Below are 17,617 nucleotides of genomic sequence, written 5' to 3' on the forward strand. Positions count from 1 at the left end.
CGCTCACAGCTCCAGTTCGATCTTCCGCCCGCTGGGGGTGTAGGAGGTGAGCCGGATACCGGCCTTTTTGAACATGAACCGTGCTGCAACGCTGGAATCGGAGTCGTGGTACTTGTCGCCGTAGTAGACCACCTCCGAGATGCCGGACTGGATGATGGCTTTGGCGCACTCGTTGCAGGGGAAGAGGGTCACATAGACCCGTGCGCCCTTCAGGTTGTTGTGGGCGCTGTTCAGGATGGCATTCAGCTCGGCATGGCAGACGTACATATATTTGGTGTCCAGCGGGTCGCCCTCGCGGTCCCAGGGCATGGCGTCGTCGTCGCAGCCAATGGGCATACCGTTATAGCCCAGTGACAGGATCTTGTTTTCCGGGCTGACGATGCAGGCACCCACCTGGCTGCTGGGGTCCTTGGAGCGCATGGCGGTGAGCAGGGCGATGCCCATAAAATATTCATCCCAGTTGATATAATCGGTGCGTTTCATAAAAACAGCCTCCCTTGCAAGTATGGCTTGTTCCGGTTTGACAGAACGTTGAAAATCGACTATGCTGCAAATGAAAAGACGCTCGCGGCCGGAGCGCAAGGTAAGGATACCATAAAAAGAAAAGAAGTGCAATCGCAAAAGCACCCGCAGACGCTGAGCCTGCGGGTGCTTTTGGAATGGTTATGAGAAGGTTTGAGAGAGGTTCAACTTACTTGTTGCCCTTGTAATCCAGCGGGAGGCTGGTCCAGCGGGCGCGGAAGTGGAAGGCGGCGTCCTTCGGCTGACGCTGACGGGTGAAGATGCCCTTCTTGTTGCCGTTGACGCGCATGATGCCCTCGGTGGTCTGGAAGTCTGCAAAGTTCCAGACCAGCTCGCCCTGCACGAAGTCGTAGCTGTCGAAGACGTTGTGGTTCATGTCGAGGTACTCGTTCTGGTACTCCTGGCTCCACATGACGCTGGGCAGCTTGTGCTCGGTGGGCATGGTATCGGCACCGTACTCGGTGAAGATCATCGGGCGGCCGTTCAGGACCTTGGCCCAGCCGTCCATCTCCTTGCGGAATGCGGCCTCGGCATCCACGATGCCCATGCCGCCCATGACGTACCAGCCGTAGTAGCGGTTCAGGCTGATGAAGTCAGCGAACTGCTGGCCCTTGCTGTTGTGGGGCAGGCTCATCATGACGATGGCGTAGGTGCGGGGGCGCTTCTGCGGGTCAAGCTCGTGTGCCAGATCGAACAGGGTCTTGAAGTAGGCTTCGGTGCCCTCGCTGGTGCACTGGGGCTCGTTCAGGATGCTCCATGCGATGACGGAGGCGTGGTTCTTGTCGCGGTCGATCATGTCGGTCAGCGCGTCCTTGTGGTTTTCCAGCAGCTGAGGCGTGGTGTCCTTCTCGAACCAGCCCACCTTCTTGCCGTTGCCCTGGTTTGCTGCCAGGAAGTTCATGGTGCTCTCCATGAAGCCGACGGCGGGGACTTCGTCGATGATGAGGAAGCCTTCCTCATCGGCCATCTGGTACAGCTCCTCCGCATAGGGGTAGTGGCTGGTGCGGAAGCAGTTGGCACCGATCCACTTCATCAGCTCGTAATCGCGCTTGACGGTGGCCAGGTCGAGGCCGCGGCCGCGGATGTCTGCATCCTCGTGCTTGCCGAAGCCGCGCAGGTAGACGGGCTTGCCGTTCAGCAGGAAGTGGCCGTTCTGGATCTCGAAGGTGCGGATGCCGATCTTCTCGGCGTACTCGTCGACGATGGCGCTGCCGTCGTGGATGCGGATGACGAGGTTGTACAGGTAGGCGGCATGGACGTTCCAGAGCTTGGCGTCCTTGACGACCAGAGTACCTTCCTTGCCGGAAGCTTCAGCGACCTTGGTGGTGCCGTCGTACAGCTCCACAGTCACGTCGTGGCTGCCGTTGGTGGTGACGGTGTAATCGACCTCGGCGCCGTCCGCAGTCAGGCGGTGCTTGACGGAATAGTCCAGAACGCGCTCGGTGGGCAGGGCCATCAGCTTGACGGGGCGATGGATGCCGGCATAGTTGTAGAAGTCGAAGTAGGGGGCAGCGACCTTTTTGCCGTTGGACAGGGTAGCGGTGTTGCCGGCGGGCAGCATGTACTCGTTCAGCTCGTTGTTCAGCAGGACGCTCAGCTTGTTGTACTGATTGTAGCGGACGATGTCGGTGACGACTGCGTCAAAGGGCAGGAAGCCGCCCTCGTGCTGTGCGACCTCGACGCCGTTCACAAAGACGCGGGCGTGGTGGGTGGCAGAGCCGAAGCGGATGGCGATGTCCTTGCCGCTCCACTCGCCGGGCACGAAGAAATCGGTCTCGTACCAGAAATCGCCGCAGTACTCGCGGGATTCCTTATCGGTGAAGAAGTCGCAGAAGGAAGCGGGCACGGGCATGGAGATGGACTCCGGCAGGCCGTTTGCCCAGTCTGCATCGACGCCCTCGCTCTTGGGGTCGAAGCGGAAGCGCCACATGCCGTCCAGGCTGACGACGCGGCGGGAAGTGGAAGCCACAGGATACAGCAGGGATTTGTTGTTCATTGCAGGAACCTCATTTCTCATCATACTAAAACATTTTGAACTACGAAATAAACCTCTCCGTCATCGCTGCGCGATGCCACCTCCCCTGATAGGGGAGGCCTTGGCAGTCCCCGCAAAGGATACGGTTTCGCCAGAGGCTCTCCTATCAGGAGAGCTGTCGAGCGAATGCGAGACTGAGAGGTTGATACCGCAGCTCATATCTTCTGGTATCAGTATGACAGATTTTTTGCAAAAGGAATAGAACAATTTTTTTATAAATCCAGACTTTTTTGGGGAATTTTGAACGATTCCGGGGCAGAATACCTATTATAATGCGGGCGATGCCGCGAAAACTGTTAAAATCAACTACGCCAAGGAAAATGTAGTGAAAGAGATTCCACATATTTTATGAAAAAATTGGCAAAATGCCCAAACAATAATCGTAAAATTTTACGTTTTCACCTAAAAATTCTTCTAACAATGATTGCTAAAGATTTGTCATAATACTGATATACAAGCTGAAATGCAGTGAACCATATTTCGATGTGTTTTGCAGCAGCGTTTGGAGAACCGAATCCAAGAATCCATCTATCTAAGGAGAAACCAATGGCAAATGAGATGAAGAAAGCCGCCCCCTTCGGCATGAAGGACAAGGTCGGCTACATGTTCGGTGATTTCGGCAACGATTTCACCTTCCTGCTGTCGTCGAGCTTCCTGATGAAGTTCTACACCGACGTCATGGGCGTCAACGCCGCTATCGTTGGCATGGTGATGATGATCGCCCGTTTTGTGGATGCGTTCACCGATGTGGGCATGGGCCAGATCGTGGACCACTCCAAGCCCACCAAGGACGGAAAGTTCCGCCCCTGGATCAAGCGGATGTGCGGTCCGGTGGCCATCGCTTCCTTCCTGATCTATCAGTCCGGCCTGGCCGGGATGCCCTATGGCTTCAAGGTGGCCTGGCTGTTCATCACCTACATCCTGTGGGGCTCCATCTTCTATACCTCCATCAACATCCCCTACGGCTCCATGGCTTCCGCCGTCTCGGCAGACCCCAAGGACCGCGCGGAGCTGTCCACCTGGCGCACCATCGGTTCCACGCTGGCCAACATGGTCATCGGCGTGGCCACGCCCATGGTCGCCTATGTCGTCGTGGACGGCAAGACGGTGATGTCCGGCTCCCGCATGACCATCATCGCAGGCGTCTTCTCCATCTGCGCCATCCTGTGCTATATCGTCTGCTTCAAGCTGACCCGTGAGCGTGTCGAGGTCCCCGCAAGCAGCCAGAAGGTGAGCGCTTCCGCCATCTTCAAGAGCATCTTCACCAACCGGGCGCTGCTGGGCATCATCGTGGCGGCCATCTTCGTCCTGCTGAGCCAGCTGACCGTCATGAGCCTGGCCGGTTACGTTTACCCCAACGTGTACGGCAGCGCTGCCGCACAGTCCACTGCCAGCCTGCTGGGCACGGTGATCATGCTGATCGTCTGCGCACCCTTTGCTTCCAAGCTGGCTGCAAAGTTCGGCAAGAAGGAGCTGGCCGTGGCCTCCAGCATCTGCTCCGCTCTGGTCTGGCTGGTCTGCCTGATCTGGCGTCCGGCCAGCGTCTGGGGCTTTGTGGCCTGCTACATCCTGGCCAATATCGGCATGGGCTTCTTCAACACCATCATCTGGGCCATGATCACCGACGTCATCGACGACGCCGAGGTCCGCAGCGGCATCCGCGAGGACGGCACCATCTACTCGGTCTACTCCTTCGCCCGCAAGCTGGGTCAGGCCTTCTCTTCCGGTCTGGTCGGTGCCCTGCTGGGGATCATCGGCTACACCGAAGCGACTGCGTTTGACCCCGCTGTCACCCGCGGCATCTTCAACATGGCCTGCATCGCCCCCATCATCGGCTTTGTGTGCATCGTGCTGGCGCTGGTCTTCCTCTACCCGCTGAATAAGAAGAAGGTCGAGGAGAACGTGGCAGCTCTGGCTGCGCGCCGCAACAACAAGTAACCCTTTGTAAGAACATGGAACGAAGTGTCCTGCTGTCTTTGGATGGCAGGACACTTTTTCTACGCTCGGCCACTTGTTTCTTGCGGAAAAATGCTGTATACTGATATATCAAATGAGATGTGAGAGATGCGATGAAACAGGAAAGGAGACGCCATGCGGGTCGATCCATTACAGGTGCTCACCAAACTGGCGGCAGCACAGAATATCCCCACCCGGCGGGTGACGCCGCCGTTCGACGGACTGGAAGAGTTCGACTACGGCCTGCGCCGCTCGCTGGACCCTCAGTTCGACTGGCAGGAGTTCGGCCGGCTGCTGCTGGAACAGACCCCGGCGCAGACGCTGCTCTTCGTGGAGGGCACCTTTGAGCTGCATTTTGCCCTTTTCCGCATCCCGGACGAGGAAAACACCGTCTTCCTCGTCGGGCCATGGACCTTTGGCCCCCGCAGCGAGCAGGCCCGCAAGTGGGCCCGCCGCTATCTGGGCGAGGACGGAGAAAATGCCGTGCAGGAATACTACAACGGCGTCAAGCTGCTGCAGGCGAACGATTTTTACATGACCATCCGGGTCCTGGTCGGGATGATGATAGGGGAGGATCTGGTCGTGAAGGAGCTGAAGGAGTTTCTGCCCTTCTGCTTCCACCCGGACGTCCGGTATTTCAATGAGCCGAAGTTCCAGAAGGATATCCCCATCTCCATGCTGGAACAGCGGTACGAATCCGAGAACCGCATCCTGGATGCCGTGAGCCGCGGCGACGACGAAGCCGCCACCGAGGCCATGCACCATCACTCCCGCTTCACCTACGGCGGGCGGTTCGAAGGCTCGCTCTACCAGCAGAAGAACATGATGATCGTCTTCAACACCCTGCTGCGCAAGGCCATCGAGCCCAGCAAGGTGCACCCCTATTATATCGACGCCATCTCCAGCAAGTACGCCCGCATCATTGAGGAGGCCGACGAGATCCCCCAGGAGATGATGTGGCAGATGGTGCGGGATTACTGCGCCTATGTCCGCCGCTACTCGCTGAAGGAGTTCTCGCCCGCCGTCCAGAAGGTGATGAACTACGTCAACCTGAATGTCTCCGAGCCGCTGACACTGAAGAGTCTGGCGGCCATGTGCTTCATCAGCCCGTCGTATCTGTCGGCGCTGTTCAAGCAGGAGACCGGCACCACCCTCATCGACTATATCAACACCCAGCGGGTGAACCGTGTGGCCCAGCTGCTGGAGCAGAACAACCACAGCATCGCCGCCGTAGCCGAAGAAGTGGGCATTCTGGATGTGAATTACTTCACCAAGATCTTCAAAAAGACCCTCGGCGTCACCCCCACCCGCTACCGCCGGGAACACAAAGAAAAATAACTGCGAAACAGCAGAATGAAAAAAAGACCCATTTTGTCCTTTTGATGCGTACAGATTATGCAGCGGGACAAAGTGGGCTTTTTTTCATCGGATAGGATTGTTGCACACCGGAACGGTCTCTGTAACTATTTTGAGAGATTTCATGGATTTTTGTATGGAATTTGGACGCATGTTGCAAAATCGACAGAAATTGTGCTTGATATCAAAAAGAAACTTGTATCCAACAAAAGCAATTGTGAGGGATGCACAAAAGATTTCTTGGATTCTTGTGAACTTGTTCTATTGCGCATGGTCGTGCGGACGGTTATAATACAAACAGAATCACGAAACGTGCGGTATGCGCACGATTCGATTTTGCTGTAATATGCGAATGAAGGAGAACATTATTATGAAAATGATTTCGCGTCGTGACTTCATGAAGGCTTCCGCTGTTGTGGGTGCCGCTGGCGTTCTGACCGCCTGCGGCGGCTCCTCCAGCTCCACTGCTGCATCCTCTGTTGCAGCTTCCACCGCTGCATCTTCTGCAGCCGCTTCCACCACCGGCAGCGCAAACATCGGCGTCTGCATCTATCAGTTCGCTGATAACTTCATGACCCTGTACCGCACCGATCTGGAAGAGTACCTGAAGGATATGGGCTACGCCGTCACCATCGTCGATGGCAAGAACGACCAGAACACCCAGACCGAGCAGATCAACACCTTCCTGCAGCAGGGCGTGGACGTCCTGGTCATCAACCCCGTCCAGACCACTTCTGCACAGACCATCGTGGACACCATCTCTCCCTCCGGCACCCCCATCGTCTTCATCAACCGTGAGCCGGAGAAGGCAGTTCTGGACTCCTACGCTGGCAAGTGCTGCTACGTTGGTGCAGACGCACGTCAGTCCGGTACTTATCAGGGCGAGCTGATCCTGGAGACCTCTACCCAGGGCGATATCAACGGCGACGGCAAGATCACCTACATCATGTGCAAGGGCGACCCCGAAAACATTGATGCACAGTATCGTACCGAGTACTCCATCAAGGCTCTGACCGACGCCGGCAAGGAAGTCGAGTGCCTGTATGAGTACCTGGACAACTGGGACCAGACCACCGCACAGCAGGACGTTGCAAACGCTCTGGCACAGTACGGCGAGAAGATCGAAGTCGTCTTCTGCAACAACGACGCAATGGCTCTGGGCGCTCTGCAGTCCATCGAGCAGGCTGGCCGCAAGGTCGGCGAGGACATCTATCTGGTCGGTGTTGACGCACTGAAGGAAGCTGTCCAGAACGTTGTTGACGGCAAGATGACCGGTACCGTCCTGAACGATGACGTTGGCCAGGCTACCGCCGCTGCCGACGCCACCAAGCTGTTCGTTGAGGGCAAGGATGTCGAAGAGTACTACTGGGTCGACTATGTGAAGGTCACCACCGAGAACGCTTCTCAGTATCTCTGATTCGGAGCTGAGAACCACTCACGGTTGCAAGGTACGCAGTGAGTCCGAGGCTTTCTAAAAGCTAACAAGCGCGTGCGTGCGAGAGTTCCTCGGCGCACGCGCTTTCCTTTCGGAACGAACCGTGCCGTGCCTTATTTTGAACGACAAGGAGGCTCTGCGGAATGTCAGAATACCGTCTGGTAATGAAAGGCGTGGTCAAGACCTTCCCCGGCGTCAAAGCGCTGGACCACGCGCAGTTGGAGCTCCGCCCCGGCAAAGTCATGGCCCTGATGGGCGAAAACGGCGCTGGCAAGTCCACTTTGATGAAGTGCATGTTCGGCATTTACAAGATGGACGAAGGCGAGATCGAATACGAAGGACAAAAAGTCACCATCCCCAACCCTCTGGAAGCACTGAACCGCGGCATCGCGATGGTGCACCAGGAGCTGCAGCCCATCCCGGCCCGTACCGTGGCTGAGAACATCTGGCTGGGCCGCTTCCCCACCAAGAAGGCAGGTATCATCACCATAGTGGACCATGCCAAAATGTACGCCGATACCGATGCCCTGCTGAAGAAGCTGAAGCTGGACATCAACTCCCACGCAAAGCTGGGCAGCCTGAGCATCGCACAGATGCAGATGGTGGAGATCGCAAAGGCCGTCTCCGCAAACTGCAAGGTGCTGATTTTGGACGAGCCCACCTCCTCGCTGACTGCGAACGAGGTCGAGTCGCTGTTCCGCATCATGCGCGAGCTGAAGGAGCAGGGCGTTGCGCTGGTCTATATCAGCCATAAGATGGACGAGATCAAGGTCATCGCCGACGAAGTCACCATCATGCGCGATGGCCACTACATCGGCAAGTGGGACGTTGCCAACATGACCAAGGAGCAGATCATCGCCAAGATGGTCGGCCGTGAGCTGTCCAATCTGTTCCCGCCGCTGGAGAACCACCCCTCCGACGAGGTCATGATGAAGGTGGAGGACTTCACCTCCATCCATCCGCGTTCCTTCCGCCATTGCAGCTTCGAGCTGAAGAAGGGCGAGATCCTGGGCGTGGCCGGCCTGGTTGGTGCCCAGCGTACCGAGCTGATGGAGGGCATCTTCGGCCTGCGCGCCCACACCGCCGGTAAAGTGTGGATCAAGGGCGAAGCAGTCGAGATCAAACAGCCCCGCGACGCCATTCGCAAGAGCGTGGCGCTGCTGACGGAGGACCGCCGCGCCACCGGCATCATGGGTGTGCTGAGCGTTGCCGACAACATCTCCATTGCATCGCTGGACGCTCTGCGCAAGGGCCCCATCATGCTGGACGATAAGAAGATCCTCAATCTGGTCGCCACCAACAAGGAAAAGATGGCCATCAAGGTGCCCAGCCCCAAGACCGCCATCAAGAGCCTTTCCGGCGGCAACCAGCAGAAGGTGCTGATCGCCCGCTGGCTGGCCAATAACCCCGATGTGCTGATCCTCGACGAGCCCACCCGCGGCATCGACGTCGGTGCAAAGTACGAAATTTACTGCATCATTGCCGACCTGGCCAAGCAGGGCAAGAGCATCATCATGATCTCCTCCGAAATGAGCGAGATCATCGGTATGTCCAACCGTGTCATGGTCATGTGCGATGGCCGCATCACCGGCTTCATCGACGGCAAGGACGCCACCCAGGAGAACATCATGGCGCTGGCGACCCAGTTTGAGACCGCACCGACGACGGCAGCGGCCAATCAGTAAACAAGGAGGCTGTCTATTGTGGAAGCTACCAAGAAATTGAACGGCAAGTCCGTGAAAAAATGGCTGAGTGAAAATGCCATCATCGTCCTGATGCTTGCGGTCTCTCTGATCGTCGGCATCATCCACCCCAACTTCTTCGCAGTCGCAAACCTGATCAACCTGTTCAAGAACGTGTCCATCCGCTACATCATCGCGCTGGGCATCTCCGGCTGTCTGATCACCACCGGCAACGACCTGTCTGCCGGTCGTCTGGCTGGTTTTGCGGCCTGCCTGGCCTGCATCTTTGCGCAGACGGAAGGCGCAGCCGGTAAGTTCTACCCCAACCTGCCCACTCTGCCCACCCCGGTGGTCTTCATCCTGGTCATCGCCATCTGCGCCATCGTGGGTCTGTGCAACGGTCTGGTCGTCAGCTACCTGAAGGCCCAGCCCTTCATCGCTACCCTGGGTATGCAGCAGGTCGTCTACGGCATCTGCCTGGTCTACACCGGCGGTACCCCCATCGGCTCCCTGAACAAGGACTTCACCTCTCTGGCCTCCAACACCATCATCGGCATCCCGGTCCTGATCTGGTTCGCCCTGATCGTGGCTGCCTGCTTCTGGTTCCTGTACAACAAGACCCGCCACGGCAAGTACATGTACGCCATCGGCGGCAACGAGGCTGCGGCTGAGGTCGCCGGCGTCAACGTCAACGCCACCAAGATCCGCATCTATATCCTGGCTTCCTGCATGTTCGGTCTGGCAGGCTGCCTGCTGGCTGCAAAGTCCGGCGGCGCATCCGTCAACACCGCACAGGGCTATGAGCTGGACGCCATCGCAGCTTCCACCATCGGCGGCGTTTCCACCACCGGCGGTGTCGGCACCGTCCCCGGCATCCTGGTCGGCGTTCTGGTCTTTGAGCTGATGAAGGTCGCTCTGCAGTTCATGAACGTCAACTCCTCCTACACCTACATCGTGCAGGGCCTTGTCATCATCGTGGCTGTCGCCATTGATATCCGCAAGTACCTCGCCAAGAAGTAATTTCCCCCGAAAAGAGAGCGCCTGCTGGGCCGTCCACTCGTTGCAGTGGGCGGCCCGCTTTGTTATAATAGAAGAAAAACCAAGGAGAACGACCATGGCAGAATGGAATGAAAAAGAAGCCGAACTCGCCCGCCGCGAAGCACTGCTGGCCGAGCGCGAGGCCCAGCTGGAAAAAGAACAGGCCGAACTGGAAGCGCGCAGGGCGCAGGGCGAAGTGGGGAAGAAGAGCCTGCTGAACAACAACGACCCCAATTTCGTGAACCCCAAGGAAAAGCTCTACGACAAGTTCCCGCTGAGCGTCCACCAGATGGACATCATCATCGGGGTGCTGTTTGCCCTCATCGTTCTGTTTCTGGTGCTGGGCATGACGCACACCAGCTTTTTCGGCCTGTTTGGCGGCTGAAAACGTGGAGCAGGAGCAGCCGCTCTTTGGGAGGCTGCGTAGCCCGGCCGAGCCGCACTTGCAATTTCCCCCGGCGGATGGTATCATAAGCACTGCATGTTCTGTGCATGCAAACTAGAACCAAGGAGCAATCTTTTGATGAAGATCATGAATCGTATCCTCTCTGTTGTCGCTGCTGCTGCACTGGCCGCCGGTCTGCTGGCAGGCTGCGGCGCTTCCTCTGCCGCAGGCAGCACGGCTTCTTCCGCTGCATCCAGCGTGGCGGCATCTTCTTCGGAGGCCGCTTCCTCGGAGGCTGCATCGGCAGAGGCTTCGGAAGCCAAGGTCAAGGCCCAGTTCACGGTGACCGGGGCCGACGGCGAGAGCCAGACCTTCGACCTGGAAGTGACCGACGGCGAGAAGCTGAGCGATGCGCTGGCCGAGGCCGGCATCATCAGCGCGGACGAGGCCGCTGCAGGCTTTGTCACCACCGTCAACGGCGAGACCGCCGACTGGGACAAGGACAGCGCCTGGTGGTGCCTGACCGATGCTTCCGGTGAGATGACCACCGTGGGCGTGGCGGACATCGAGCTGCACGACGGCGACAGCTATGCCTTTATCTACACGAAGTAAGGAACCTATGCACATCAGAGTGCTGCGACTGGTCCTCAGCGGGCTGATGGGCGCACTTCTGGTGGTGAGCAAACAGGCTATGAGCGGCCTCCCGAACATCGAGCCGGTGACGCTCCTCATCATCCTGTTCGCGCTGGAACTGCCCCGTGAGACGCCGGGGGCCATCACGGTGTTTCTGGTATTGCAGGGTGTGCTGTATGGCTTCGGCCTGTGGTGGGCGATGTATCTGTACGTCTGGTATCTGCTGGCCTTTCTGGCCCGGCTGCTGCGCCGGATGGACCATGCCCTCGGCTGGGCCGTGTTCAGCGGGCTGTACGGCCTGTGCTTCGGCGGGCTGTGCGCAGCGGTGTATCTTGTGGCCAAGACGCCCGCCTTCGCGCTGAGCTGGTGGCTGAGCGGCCTTTCCTACGACGCGATGCATGGTGTGGGCAACTTTGCCCTCATGCTGCTGCTCTACCGGCCTCTGCGCACGGCGCTGCGCACCGCCCAAAAACAGATCCATGGATGAAAAAAGACGTGCTGCACAGCGTGTGCGGCACGTCTTTTTCGTTATCCTAAGATCTTTTCCAGCAGCCAGAGCAGAATGCCGGGCAGACCGGCCTGCTCCAGAAACCAGAGCAGGATCGAGGACGAAAGGGAAAAGGTGGAAAGCATGAGCGGTTCTCCTTCCTTCAGATCTGAGAGCGCATTGCAACAGGCGCTCCAGTAAAAATACGAAGGAGAAAAGGCCGCGATTGCTGGAAAATTTTAGCGCTTCACGTTGAACGCTTCCATGCCGGGATAGACGGCGCTGGCACCCAGGTGCTCCTCGATGCGGAGCAGCTGGTTGTACTTGGCCACGCGCTCGGTGCGGCTGGGCGCACCGGTCTTGATCTGGCAGGTGTTCAGGGCCACGGCCAGGTCGGCGATGGTGGTGTCCTCGGTCTCGCCGGAGCGGTGCGAGCTGATGGCGGTGTAACCGGCCTTGTGGGCCATCTTGATGGCCTCCAGCGTCTCGGAGACCGAACCGATCTGGTTCAGCTTGATCAGGATGGCGTTTCCGGCACCCAGCTGGATGCCCTTGGCCAGGCGTTCGGTGTTGGTGACGAACAGATCGTCGCCCACCAGCTGGACCTTGCCGCCCAGCTCGCGGGTCATCTCCTGCCAGCCCTCCCAGTCCTCTTCGTCCAGACCGTCCTCGATGGAAATGATGGGGTACTTCTCCACCAGACTCTTCCAGTGGGCGATCAGCTCGCTGGAGGTGTACTCGGTGCCCGCCTTGGGCAGCTTGTAGAAGCCCTTGCCCTTGGGGCTCTTCCACTCGGAGGAAGCGGCATCCATGGCCAGCATGAAGTCCTTGCCGGGCTGATAACCGGCTTTCTCGATGGCGGCCAGAATGGTCTCGATGGTCTCCTCGTCACTGGACAGGTTGGGCGCAAACCCGCCCTCGTCGCCGACGGAGGTGGCCAGACCTTTGGCCTTCAGGATGGAGGCCAGAGCGTGGAAGACCTCGGCGCACCAGCGCAGCGCCTCTTTGAAGGAGGGGGCACCTACGGGCATGATCATGAACTCCTGGGTGTCCACGGTGTTGGTGGCGTGTGCGCCGCCGTTCAGGATGTTCATCATCGGGACGGGCAGGCGGTTACCGTTCACGCCGCCCAGAAAACGGTACAGCGGCATCTCCAGCGAAGCGGCGGCTGCGCGGCAGGCGGCGATGGACACGGCCAGAATGGCGTTTGCGCCCAGATTGGACTTGTCCTTGGTGCCGTCGGCTTTGCGCATGGCGGCATCGACTGCATAGATGTCGGAGGCATCCAGCCCCACGACGGCGTCGGCGATGACGGTGTTGATGTTCTCAACGGCTTTGGTCACGCCCTTGCCCAGATAACGGCTCTTGTCGCCGTCGCGCAGCTCCAGAGCTTCGAACTCGCCGGTGGATGCGCCGGAGGGGGCACAGCCGCGGGCGACAGTGCCGTCGGCGAGCGTGATCTCAGCTTCGACGGAGGGGTTCCCGCGGGAGTCTAAGATCTCGCGGCCGACAACGGATTCGATTTCCAGATAATTCATACTAAAGACCTCCCGGTAATGATTTGAAATGGTGGATAGTCAATACTAACTAACTGCCTTTATCCTATCACGTCCTGTGCCTGGTTGCAAGAGGGGATCGCGATGTTTGCGGCTGTAAACATCATCAGTCTGCCCGGAGGCGGGGGCGGATATGCCCGGAGGCGGGAAGGCGGCCGCCGCCGCACCTGCCCGGAACCGACCGGACGGCCATTGTGTAACCTTTTTGACATTCGTGAAAACCGTTCATTTCAGGGTGAAACAAGATGAATGATTTAGAAAAACAGCCAAAAGTGATATGGAAATTTTGTGTACTTTAACATGATTTGACGGAAAAGGCCCGGAAAAGTATGGACGGTTTGTGAATTGCGAACGGCCCCGAAGGGGGCTATAATGAAACTACCGAGAGCAGAGCCGCTTTGAGGGAAAGGGCTCTGCTTTCTGCATTTTGCAAATGCTTCCAAACAGGAGGATCACGATTATGAAAAAGATGATCACGCGTCGTAACTTTCTGGCTGCTGCCGGTGTCGTGGCTGCTGCCGGTGTCCTGACCGCCTGCGGCGGTTCTTCTTCCAGCACGGCTGCTTCCGGTTCCGCTGCTTCCGGTGAGACCATCAAGGTGGGCGTCATGGGCCCCCTGAGCGGCAACGTTTCCGTTTACGGCCAGGCCGTTGTCAACGGTGCGGCCCTGTACCTGAAGCAGGTCAACGCCGATGGAGGCATCAACGGTAAGCAGATCGAGATCCTGACCGAGGATGAGCAGGGCGACGCCACCCAGGCCGTCAACTGCTTCACCAAAATGGTGGACGAGGGCATCACGGCACTGGTCGGCGATGTCACCACCACCCCCACGCTGGCCGTGGCTGCTGAGAGCGCCGACTACAACATGCCCATGGTCACTGCTTCTGCGACCGCAGAGGCCGTTACCTACGATGCCGAGACCGACACCGTGAACGCCAACGTTTTCCGTGCCACCTTCACCGACCCGTTCCAGGGCATCAAGATGGCAGATTACGCTTACCAGAAGCTGGGCTACACCAAGGCTGCTGTCATCTTTAAGAAGGGCGCCGACTACAACGAGGGCCTGGCTGAGAACTTCATCGACGAGTTCGAGAGCCTGGGCGGCACCATTGTCGATCAGGAGAGCTACTCCGACGGCGACGTGGACTTCAAGACCCAGCTGACCAGCATCCTGGGCAAGGCACCGGAGACGGTCTTCTGCCCCAACTACTATGAGGAAGTGGGCCAGATCCTGTCGCAGGCTGAGAGCATCGGCCTGACCGTTCCGTTCCTGGGCGGCGACGGCTGGGACGGCCTGGAGGGCTATGCGACCGCTGACCAGCTGAAGGACAGCTACTTCTGCGCCAACTATGCAAAGGGCGCTTCTCCGGAGTTCGAGGAGGCCTACAAGGCAGAGTACGGCGAGGATTACCCCAACGGCTTCGCACCTCTGGGCTACGACGCTGCCAAGACCGTGGTCTACGGCCTGCAGGCTGCGGAGGACGCCGGTCTGGAAGCAGGCAGCGACGAGTACAAGCAGGCTGTCATTGACGCCATCGCTTCCGGCACCATCGACGGCATCACCGGCACCTTCACCTTCGACGAGCACCACGACCCCGTCAAGGAGACTGCGATCCTGACCTATGTGGATGGCAAGCCCGAACTGAAGGAAATGTTCTGATCCCTCGCATCCAGAACCACTTGCGGAGACCGCCGAAACGGGTTGTCTCCGCTTTTTTGGTAAAAGAGTGTCTCCCAAAAGGCGTGGCAAAACGCCGCAAAGAAAGGAAGTATCCATCCATGACAGTGTTTTTTAGTCAGCTGATCAACGGTCTTTCCCTGGGCAGCATCTATGCACTGATCGCACTGGGCTACAGCATGGTGTACGGCATCATCCTGCTGCTGAACTTTGCCCACGGCGATGTCATTATGGTGGGCGCGTACATGTCCTGGTTCGTGATGAACCAGCTGGGCCTTGGCCCGGTGACGGCTGTCTGCGCCACCGTCATTACCTGCACCCTGCTGGGCGTGGTGATCGAAAAGGTCGCCTATACCCCGCTGCGCAGTGCGCCCCGCATCTCGCTGCTGATCACGGCCATCGGCGTGTCCTTCTTCCTGGAGTATACGGCGGAGCTGCTGATGGGCTCCGGTGCAAAGGTCATCCCGTCCTACTTTGAAGCCAGGACCTTCTACTTCGGCAAAGTGCCGGTGGGCCTGACCTCCGTGATCACGCTGGTGGTCACTGTGCTGTCCATGCTCGTGCTGACCTTCCTGGTCCAGAAGACCAAACTCGGCAAGGCCATGCGCGCCGTCTCCGAGGATATGGATGCGGCCCGCCTGATGGGCATCAACGTCAACAGCACCATCTCCTTCACCTTTGCGGTGGGTTCTGCGCTGGCCGGTATCGGTGCAGTGCTGTACTGCTGCTCCTATCCGCAGGCAACGCCCACCATGGGTTCCATGCTGGGCCTGAAAGCCTTCGTTGCCGCAGTTCTGGGCGGCATCGGTTCCATTCCGGGCGCGATGATCGGCGGCATCGCCATCGGCCTGTGCGAGTGCTTCGTTTCCGCCATCGGTCTTTCCGCCTGGAAGGACGCCGTTACGTTTGCGATCCTGATCATCGTGCTGCTGTTCAAGCCCACCGGCTTCCTTGGCCGCAAGGTGCAGGAAAAGGTGTAAGGAGGGCATGAAGATGAATACCAAACGCAAAACGCTCAAAATGCCCGTGCGCTACCTGATGAATACGGTGCTGGTGGCGCTGCTGTTCCTGGGGCTTTCCTACCTGACCGGGAATCTGCTTTCCACCTATCAGAACAAGGTGCTGATGACCGTGGGCATCAACATCATCCTGGCCGTGTCTTTGAACGTGGCCACCGGTTACCTGGGCCAGCTGCCGCTGGGCCATGCCGGTTTCATGGCCGTGGGTGCTTACACCTGCGCGCTGTTCACCAAGTACAGCCCCCTGCCCAGCGGCATCTCCTTTGCCATTGGTCTGGTGCTGGCCTGCATCATGGCGGGCCTGTTCGGTGTGCTGATCGGCATCCCCGCTCTGCGCCTGACCGGTGACTATCTGGCCATCCTGACGCTTGGCTTTGGCGAGATCATCCGCATCACGCTGAACAACATCGACGATGTGCTGGGTTACAGCCTGTTCTACGGCTCCAAGGGCCTGAAGAACATCCCCAAGTATTCCCATTTCAGCAATGTGTTCCTGTGCGTGGTCATCACCTGCTTCCTGATCCACACCATGATGAAGAGCCGCCACGGCCGCGCCGTCCTCGCCATCCGCGACAACGAGATCGCGGCCGAGAGCTGCGGCATCCAGACCACCTACTATAAGGTCATGGCCTTTGCTTTCTCTGCGGCCTTCGCCGGTCTGGCTGGTGGTCTGTACGCCTGCTACATCGGCGTTCTGAACCCCTCGACCTTCGGCTTCATGAAGTCCATCGAGATTCTGGTCATGGTCGTTCTGGGCGGCATGGGCTCCATGCTGGGTTCCATCCTCTCGGCAACGGTGCTGACCATCCTGCCCGAAGCGACCCGCAGCTTTGACAGCTACCGCATGGTCATCTACTCGCTGGTGCTGATCCTGATGATGATCTTCCGCCCCGGCGGACTGCTGGGCAGCTACGACTTCTCCATGAGCCGCATCGTGGAGAAGGTCCTGAATGGGGAACTGTTCCGCAAGAAGAACAAGGAGGGTGCAGACCATGAGTGAGTTCCAGACGAGACTGAACAGCGTCCCCTCCGGCGGTTTCCTGACCGACCGCGACAAGGACAAAAAGCCCATCCTCGACGTGCGCGAGCTGGGCATCGACTTCGGCGGTCTGACCGCAGTGGACGGCTTCAACCTGATGATCGGCCGCAACGAGATCACCGGCCTCATCGGCCCCAACGGTGCCGGTAAGACCACTGTTTTCAACCTGCTGACCAACGTGTACCAGCCCACCCGCGGCTCCATCCTGATCGACGGGATGCCCACGGCAGGCAAGAAGACCTATCAGGTCAACCGGATGGGCGTAGCCCGCACCTTCCAGAACATCCGCCTGTTCAAGGAGCTGTCGGTCATCGACAACATCAAGGTCGGTCTGCATGAGTCCATGAAGTACAACCTGGCCTCCTCCCTGATCCGTCTGCCCAACTACTGGAAGGAAGAAAAGAAGTGCACCGAGCGGGCACTGGAGCTGCTGGATATCTTCCACATGGCCGACCTGGCCAACACCCCGGCGGGCAGCCTGCCCTATGGTGCACAGCGCCGGTTGGAGATCATGCGCGCCCTGGCTACCAGCCCGAAGCTGCTGCTTCTGGACGAGCCTGCTGCCGGTATGAACCCCTCCGAGACCGCTGAACTGACCGAGACCATCCGCCGCATCCGCGACGAATTCGACATTGCCGTGCTGCTGATCGAGCACGACATGAGCCTGGTCATGGGGATCTGCGAGGGCATCGCGGTGCTGAACTTTGGCCGCATCATCGCCAAGGGCACCCCGGATGAGATCCGCAGCAACCCGCAGGTCGTTGAGGCCTATCTGGGCAAGAAGGAGGGCTGACCG

General features: G+C 58.6%; 15 protein-coding genes. 12 read left to right on the forward strand and 3 right to left on the reverse strand.

What is annotated here, in order from left to right; translation table 11 throughout:
* Positions 1-3 precede the first annotated feature (3 nt).
* Positions 4-483: a deoxycytidylate deaminase gene (locus tag I5P96_RS02335; RefSeq protein WP_097791451.1), complete on the reverse strand. Its 480-nt coding sequence runs from the start codon at positions 481-483 to the stop codon at positions 4-6.
* Positions 484-691: 208 nt separating this feature from the next.
* On the reverse strand, positions 692-2,518 hold the full coding sequence (gene uidA, locus I5P96_RS02340; protein ID WP_223382929.1) for a beta-glucuronidase: 1,827 nt from the start codon (positions 2,516-2,518) through the stop codon (positions 692-694).
* Positions 2,519-3,103: 585 nt separating this feature from the next.
* Here uidA and I5P96_RS02345 point away from each other — a divergent pair.
* The 8 genes from I5P96_RS02345 to I5P96_RS02380 all read left to right on the forward strand — a co-directional run bounded on the left by I5P96_RS02345 (position 3,104) and on the right by I5P96_RS02380 (position 11,529).
* Entirely contained in the window at positions 3,104-4,495 is a 1,392-nt protein-coding gene (locus tag I5P96_RS02345; RefSeq protein WP_223382930.1) for an MFS transporter, read from the forward strand.
* A gap of 153 nt (positions 4,496-4,648) precedes the next feature.
* The gene (locus I5P96_RS02350) at positions 4,649-5,851 is read left to right on the forward strand and encodes an AraC family transcriptional regulator (RefSeq protein ID WP_223382931.1); all 1,203 of its coding nucleotides are present in this window, start codon (positions 4,649-4,651) and stop codon (positions 5,849-5,851) included.
* Between the two features lie 388 nt (positions 5,852-6,239).
* Complete coding sequence (locus I5P96_RS02355) at positions 6,240-7,286, forward strand: substrate-binding domain-containing protein (RefSeq protein ID WP_223382932.1); 1,047 nt, start codon at positions 6,240-6,242, stop codon at positions 7,284-7,286.
* 161 nt (positions 7,287-7,447) lie between these two features.
* On the forward strand, positions 7,448-8,989 hold the full coding sequence (locus I5P96_RS02360) for a sugar ABC transporter ATP-binding protein (RefSeq protein ID WP_223382933.1): 1,542 nt from the start codon (positions 7,448-7,450) through the stop codon (positions 8,987-8,989).
* Positions 8,990-9,007: 18 nt separating this feature from the next.
* Entirely contained in the window at positions 9,008-10,006 is a 999-nt protein-coding gene (locus tag I5P96_RS02365; protein ID WP_223382934.1) for an ABC transporter permease subunit, read from the forward strand.
* 94 nt (positions 10,007-10,100) lie between these two features.
* Positions 10,101-10,409, forward strand: coding sequence for a hypothetical protein (locus tag I5P96_RS02370; protein ID WP_223382935.1), 309 nt, complete (start codon positions 10,101-10,103; stop codon positions 10,407-10,409).
* A gap of 138 nt (positions 10,410-10,547) precedes the next feature.
* The gene (locus tag I5P96_RS02375; protein ID WP_223382936.1) at positions 10,548-11,021 is read left to right on the forward strand and encodes a DUF4430 domain-containing protein; all 474 of its coding nucleotides are present in this window, start codon (positions 10,548-10,550) and stop codon (positions 11,019-11,021) included.
* A 7-nt stretch (positions 11,022-11,028) separates the two neighbouring features.
* The gene (locus tag I5P96_RS02380) at positions 11,029-11,529 is read left to right on the forward strand and encodes a hypothetical protein (RefSeq protein WP_223382937.1); all 501 of its coding nucleotides are present in this window, start codon (positions 11,029-11,031) and stop codon (positions 11,527-11,529) included.
* A 239-nt stretch (positions 11,530-11,768) separates the two neighbouring features.
* Here the strand turns inward: I5P96_RS02380 and eno are convergent, their stop codons facing one another.
* The gene (gene eno / locus I5P96_RS02385; RefSeq protein WP_223382938.1) at positions 11,769-13,067 is read right to left on the reverse strand and encodes a phosphopyruvate hydratase; all 1,299 of its coding nucleotides are present in this window, start codon (positions 13,065-13,067) and stop codon (positions 11,769-11,771) included.
* Between the two features lie 478 nt (positions 13,068-13,545).
* Between eno and I5P96_RS02390 the strand changes: the two genes are divergently transcribed.
* The 4 genes from I5P96_RS02390 (at position 13,546) to I5P96_RS02405 (ending at position 17,614) form a co-directional block, all read left to right on the forward strand.
* Positions 13,546-14,745, forward strand: coding sequence for an ABC transporter substrate-binding protein (locus I5P96_RS02390; RefSeq protein WP_223382939.1), 1,200 nt, complete (start codon positions 13,546-13,548; stop codon positions 14,743-14,745).
* 119 nt (positions 14,746-14,864) lie between these two features.
* Positions 14,865-15,743, forward strand: a complete 879-nt coding sequence (locus I5P96_RS02395; protein WP_097791439.1) for a branched-chain amino acid ABC transporter permease — start codon at positions 14,865-14,867, stop codon at positions 15,741-15,743.
* 13 nt (positions 15,744-15,756) lie between these two features.
* Positions 15,757-16,782, forward strand: a complete 1,026-nt coding sequence (locus I5P96_RS02400) for a branched-chain amino acid ABC transporter permease (RefSeq protein ID WP_223382940.1) — start codon at positions 15,757-15,759, stop codon at positions 16,780-16,782.
* Positions 16,775-17,614 (forward strand): ABC transporter ATP-binding protein, encoded by an 840-nt coding sequence (locus I5P96_RS02405; RefSeq protein ID WP_223382941.1) that lies wholly within the window; start codon positions 16,775-16,777, stop codon positions 17,612-17,614. The genes I5P96_RS02400 and I5P96_RS02405 overlap by 8 nt, the downstream gene beginning before the upstream one ends.
* Positions 17,615-17,617 lie beyond the last annotated feature (3 nt).

It is taken from the genome of Faecalibacterium prausnitzii (genome assembly GCF_019967995.1).
Taxonomy (GTDB): domain Bacteria; phylum Bacillota; class Clostridia; order Oscillospirales; family Ruminococcaceae; genus Faecalibacterium; species Faecalibacterium prausnitzii_E.

Coding starts and splice junctions, on each gene's coding strand:
- I5P96_RS02335 (WP_097791451.1), bottom strand. CDS start 483: ATGAAACGCACCGATTATATCAACTGGGATGAATATTTTATGGGCATC.
- uidA (WP_223382929.1), bottom strand. CDS start 2,518: ATGAACAACAAATCCCTGCTGTATCCTGTGGCTTCCACTTCCCGCCGC.
- I5P96_RS02345 (WP_223382930.1), top strand. CDS start 3,104: ATGGCAAATGAGATGAAGAAAGCCGCCCCCTTCGGCATGAAGGACAAG.
- I5P96_RS02350 (WP_223382931.1), top strand. CDS start 4,649: ATGCGGGTCGATCCATTACAGGTGCTCACCAAACTGGCGGCAGCACAG.
- I5P96_RS02355 (WP_223382932.1), top strand. CDS start 6,240: ATGAAAATGATTTCGCGTCGTGACTTCATGAAGGCTTCCGCTGTTGTG.
- I5P96_RS02360 (WP_223382933.1), top strand. CDS start 7,448: ATGTCAGAATACCGTCTGGTAATGAAAGGCGTGGTCAAGACCTTCCCC.
- I5P96_RS02370 (WP_223382935.1), top strand. CDS start 10,101: ATGGCAGAATGGAATGAAAAAGAAGCCGAACTCGCCCGCCGCGAAGCA.
- I5P96_RS02375 (WP_223382936.1), top strand. CDS start 10,548: ATGAAGATCATGAATCGTATCCTCTCTGTTGTCGCTGCTGCTGCACTG.
- I5P96_RS02380 (WP_223382937.1), top strand. CDS start 11,029: ATGCACATCAGAGTGCTGCGACTGGTCCTCAGCGGGCTGATGGGCGCA.
- eno (WP_223382938.1), bottom strand. CDS start 13,067: ATGAATTATCTGGAAATCGAATCCGTTGTCGGCCGCGAGATCTTAGAC.
- I5P96_RS02390 (WP_223382939.1), top strand. CDS start 13,546: ATGAAAAAGATGATCACGCGTCGTAACTTTCTGGCTGCTGCCGGTGTC.
- I5P96_RS02395 (WP_097791439.1), top strand. CDS start 14,865: ATGACAGTGTTTTTTAGTCAGCTGATCAACGGTCTTTCCCTGGGCAGC.
- I5P96_RS02400 (WP_223382940.1), top strand. CDS start 15,757: ATGAATACCAAACGCAAAACGCTCAAAATGCCCGTGCGCTACCTGATG.
- I5P96_RS02405 (WP_223382941.1), top strand. CDS start 16,775: ATGAGTGAGTTCCAGACGAGACTGAACAGCGTCCCCTCCGGCGGTTTC.